Genomic DNA, 3,112 nt, shown 5'->3' with positions numbered 1-3,112 from the left:
TGCTCCACCCGCGCCACTTGGCGTACAAAACCCTGAGACTCTAACCGCTGCTGGATGAAAGTTCAGTGGCAGGTCACGAGCAACACCGGGGCTGAGCCGAATTACCATTGGCTGCGCTATCTTCTGACGCGTTTCGAGTCAGCCGACGGGCCTCAAAATCAGATGGCCGGGTTTATGCGGACCGTCTTCGGCGAGCACATTCTCAACCATCCGACCTACAAATCGACGGCCATTTCGGACGCTGGGTTGACCAGCCAGACAATCTACGAGGTCGAGCGTAATCAGTTTGTCCGCGCCACCTACGATCGCGCTCTTGAGACCGTCAACGCGGCAGGCCGCTATCTCACGGTCTTCGGCCATCGGCGCGTGGCGGCTGTTAAAGCTCTCGGCCGACCCCTGAAAGCCGTCGTTACGGACATTAGCGAGGAAGAGGCCCTGGTCGCTCAGGGGCAGGAGAACAACGAGCGTAACAACATCTCTTTCATCGAGAAGTGCCTGTTTGCTCGGCGACTGAAAGATCGCGGCCTCAAGGGCGAACGTCTCGTTTCTGCCATCTCGGCCAGCAAATCGACGGTCTACAAAATGATCGAGCTTCGATGATTCCCGAAGATGTCATCATCGCGATCGGCCCCTCGGCTTCCAGGAGGGAAACGAAAAAGTCCGCAGCTGCGGACTTTTCTCCGATCGCGGGTCGCAATGGATCCGAGTTCGCACTCGTTAAGCGGTCGCCGTCTGGCGATATGACCGTGAAGATCCCCAAGAATGATGGGTCTTCGCGTAAGGATGGCCGCCCGTTCGGTGAGTGGCTCGAAAGCCGGATGGCGTCTCTCTACGACGACTGGCTCGACGGCCAGTAGGAGTTGGCATCTGGCAACCCCCAGTTTGCGTCCCTAACCGCGTAACGATCAACCCAGAACCAAGGACCAAGGAGCAGCCGCAAAAGAAAAGGCCCCCGAAGCGAAGCCCCGGAAGCCCTTTCTCATCAATCTGGGCGGATTTGAGAAAACACCTTCCGCGAATCACTGTCAAGAGTCCTAGTCTAGGCGTCGATTCGGCGAGCAAATTTCTTTTGCCTGACAACAAATGCAGACACGTGCCCCAACGACGCCCTTTGGGCGGCGACCGCTGACGCTTGCCCATGTAGCAACGCAGATCGTCGCGACTTCGCGGCCGCCCGAAAAGGTCGTCCACAAATGGAAGATCTTCCAGGCCCTCTGCACGGCCAGGCCGAAACTCGGTGTCTCCGAACGTTCACTGGCGGTCCTGAATGCGCTGCTGACTTTCCACCCGGAGACGGCGCTCACCGGAGAGGACGATCTGATCGTCTTCTCGTCGAACGTCCAGTTGTCTCTGCGAAGCCCATGGCATGCCGATCTCAACGTTGAAACGTCATCTGGCGGCCTTGGTCGATGCTGGCCTGATCGTTCGCCGGGACTCACCGAACGGCAAGCGCTATGCCAGGAAGGATATGGCAGGGAAGATCGATCGCGCCTTCGGCTTCGACATCTCGCCGTTGGTTGCCCGTTCCGATGAGATCGAGCGCCTAGCCGAGGAGATCGCGGCCGAGATCAGGGCCGTGAAGCTGGCCCGCGAGCGCATCACGCTATGCCGGCGCGACATCGCCAAGATGATCGCCTCCGGCGTTGAGGAGAGCGTACCCGCCGACTGGCCCAGGATTCACGTCGAATTCCGGGCGATCGTGGACGGAATTCCACGCTCGCCAACACTTGAGCAGGTGGAGGAGGGCGCCGATACGCTTTCTCAACTCGCCGACGACGTGCTTGATCTGCTGAAATCACACGTCAAGATGTCGAATCTGGACTCCAATGAGGCCCATTCTGAGCCGCACAAACAGAATTCAAATCCAAACCCCTTTATTGATCTTGAACCAGCCTTCAAAAAAGGCAGGGCGGCTAGGCCTTCGCCAGACCAACAAGCGCCGAGGGGAGGGGAGCTATCCCTTAGGAATGGTACTGCAGGCGTGTGGCGGCCTGGCCGATTACGCCAAGCACGGCCAGATTTCGAATTGGCGCGATTTCCTGGCGACGGCCGCTGTGGTCCGGCCGATGCTCGGGATCAGTCCCAGCGCTTGGGAGGAGGCGCAGCGCGTTATGGGTGAGGTCAAGGCCGCGATCGTCGTCGCTTGCATCCTCGAGCGGAGCGCCACCATCAATTCCGCCGGCGGCTATCTGCGCGGCCTGACGGCGAAAGCCGGGGCAGGGGAGTTCTCGCTCGGGCCGATCCTGATGGCGCAGATGAATGCCCGGCTGAAGAAAACGAAAATGCGGGCCTAATTCATGAAACAGTTTGGTAGCGCCAACCTTTATAGTAAAGTAGCGCGCAACTGATGGAGATCTCATATGGCGCGGCCCAAGCACACCGATGACGGCCTGACCAAGTTTCAGCGCTACCGCCAACAGCAGCAGCATCGCGGCATGAAGCAGCTGCGTATCTGGGTGCCTGATCCCCACAAGCCGGAATTTGCCGCCGAAGCCAGGCGGCAGGGATTGCTGCTGCGCGGCCGGCCCGAGGAAGCTGAGGCGCTGGATTTCATTGCCGCCGCGACTGAATGGCCTGAATCGTGAGGAGAGGGGATCTCGTCACGGTTTCGGCACAGGGCGACTACGGCAAGCCCCGTCCGGCGGTCGTCATCCAGTCCGATGTGCTCAATGCGGCGGACAGCGTGCTCGTGGTCTTGCTCACCGGCACGATCGCCGATGCCCCGCTATATCGGCTCACCATCGAGCCGACGGCCTCGAACGGTCTCAAACTCGTCTCACAGGTCATGGTCGACAAGGTTCTGGCCTATCCGCGTACGAAATGTGGCCCGGCGATAGGCCATCTGTCAGGCGCCGATATGCTGGCGCTGAACAACATGCTGTCCGTGATGATCGGGCTCGCCGACTGATTGGACAGCAACAAAGAAGGGAGGCCCGATGAATATCATCGTCGACTGGAAGACTGAGCCTTGGCAAGCCGCCAATCCACGCTCCAAAAGAATGGCGCGCAACTGGTTGATCAGCGCCGTACGCTCGGCGACTAGTGGTCTATCACAGTGATTTTGACTCTTTGGGGGTGGCTGGATAGGCGCGGCCGAGTTTGGCGCGAGCTT

At 59.5% G+C, this 3,112-nt stretch carries 4 protein-coding genes and 3 pseudogenes; all 7 read left to right on the top strand.

The genetic code is table 11. The features are described from left to right. Positions 1-81: 81 nt before the first annotated feature. Positions 82-330 (top strand): annotated as a pseudogene (locus AAFX91_RS40280) (plasmid partitioning protein RepA); the annotation flags it as partial. 9 nt (positions 331-339) lie between these two features. Continuing rightward, a pseudogene (locus AAFX91_RS40275) lies at positions 340-600 on the top strand (ParB/RepB/Spo0J family partition protein); the annotation flags it as partial. After that, complete coding sequence (locus AAFX91_RS40270) at positions 597-857, top strand: hypothetical protein (protein ID WP_394570197.1); 261 nt, start codon at positions 597-599, stop codon at positions 855-857. The pseudogene AAFX91_RS40275 and the gene AAFX91_RS40270, both read left to right, overlap by 4 nt. A gap of 226 nt (positions 858-1,083) precedes the next feature. Next, positions 1,084-2,294, top strand: a pseudogene (gene repC / locus AAFX91_RS40265) (plasmid replication protein RepC). 66 nt (positions 2,295-2,360) lie between these two features. After that, positions 2,361-2,585 carry an antitoxin MazE-like protein gene (locus AAFX91_RS40260; RefSeq protein WP_028152591.1) on the top strand — a complete coding sequence of 75 codons (225 nt, stop codon included), beginning with the start codon at positions 2,361-2,363 and terminating at the stop codon, positions 2,583-2,585. Further along, a complete protein-coding gene (locus AAFX91_RS40255) occupies positions 2,582-2,908 on the top strand; it encodes a type II toxin-antitoxin system PemK/MazF family toxin (RefSeq protein WP_394570196.1) in 327 nt (108 codons plus the stop codon). The genes AAFX91_RS40260 and AAFX91_RS40255 overlap by 4 nt, the downstream gene beginning before the upstream one ends. Before the next feature lie 28 nt (positions 2,909-2,936). Beyond that, positions 2,937-3,059: a hypothetical protein gene (locus tag AAFX91_RS40250; RefSeq protein ID WP_394570195.1), complete on the top strand. Its 123-nt coding sequence runs from the start codon at positions 2,937-2,939 to the stop codon at positions 3,057-3,059. Positions 3,060-3,112 lie beyond the last annotated feature (53 nt).

The organism is Bradyrhizobium sp. 31Argb (assembly GCF_043638955.1).
In the GTDB taxonomy this organism is placed as follows: Bacteria; Pseudomonadota; Alphaproteobacteria; order Rhizobiales; family Xanthobacteraceae; genus Bradyrhizobium.
This window is presented reverse-complemented; position numbering and strand designations above follow the sequence as displayed.